This is a genomic window from Gordonia sp. NPDC003422 (assembly GCF_053588675.1).
Genome location: NZ_JBSFQL010000077.1, coordinates 1 through 1,186 on the forward strand (window position 1 = coordinate 1; position 1,186 = coordinate 1,186).

Here is a 1,186-nt window from a genome sequence, read left to right on the forward strand (position 1 = left end):
GTGGTGTCAGTCCGTCGACCCAACGCATCGATCCGGGCGACCGCCCGCCCGGCCACATCCACCTCGTAGCGGGTGTGCGCGTCGTTGTAATCGGTTTCGGCGACCAGCCGACCGGCCCGGTCGTAGTCGAACCGCCACACCAAACCATCCGGGTTGATGACCTCACGAACCTGCAACTGCGTGTCATAACGCCAGCGACGTTCAGCTCAGCGCGAGCGACTCTTTGCCTCTCTCGTGAGTGCCCGATGGATAGACGCATACCCATTGTCCTCAAGGTATCGCACTCCGAAGCGCGCCGAAGCGATCGACCGCACACGAACTAGGTTTAACGAACCTCCCACTATCGAAATGAGTGGCACACCAGCATAAAGGAATGACCGATTATCATACGCAGATAAGTGTCGATCCATCTCAACACGCCGACCATCGATCGCTGTTGCCAAATAGAATACTTCCGTTGCACCCAGGTCGGCTATTTCGTCGAACTCACAGGATCCAAGTGGATATTCAAACTTTCCATTGCGAGACACGCGGCCAACGTACACCGCGAATCCGCTGAATCGAGTGTCGACGTTAAGCAACATTTCAGAGACTTCGTTCAAGGTGAAGTCACCAAAATTGCGATTAGTTCCCTTTGGTCCGCGGTGCCATCCCTCAGTATCAATCTGGTCCGCTGTCATCAGGGCCGATTTGGGCATGACTAATTGTACTTCAGGAAGAAGACATGGTCGAAGGCGCCGCTACTCCGCAGATCAGAAATTGCCTTTACCTCTCTGGCCACTGGGTTTCCGCCCTTCGTTGCCCGCCCAACTTGAATTGCAATATTTCGACCACTATCCGGGTTGTGCATGACGAGGTCCGCGAAGCGCTGTGCCTTGTGACCGCCTGCAGGGATCGCTATTCGCTGCTCGGGGAGAGAACCGCCCGACACCGTTCTGTAGCCGCGTGCACCGAGTCGCTTTTCTGCTTCGGCGATTCTCGCAACATGGGCTGGAGATCCACGACGCCCGAATGGGTTGGGCGGCTTGCAAGCCAGTCCGAGTGGGTCGATCCAGGTGTGGGGGTTGTGGACGTAGGCGGTGGCACTGTTGGGGTTGGGTGCGATCCCGAGTGGGTCGGGGCTGGTGTAGGTGGTGGTGGCCGGGTTGTAGTAGCGGTACCGGTTGTAATGCAAACCGGTTTCCGG

The 1,186-nt window shown here is 57.3% G+C and carries 1 protein-coding gene; it reads right to left on the minus strand.

Annotated features, from left to right (window positions below):
- Nucleotides 1-700: 700 nt before the first annotated feature.
- Nucleotides 701-1,186: RHS repeat-associated core domain-containing protein (locus tag ACWDTF_RS24835; protein WP_449755251.1), on the minus strand; the 486-nt coding region annotated here is incomplete at its 5' end.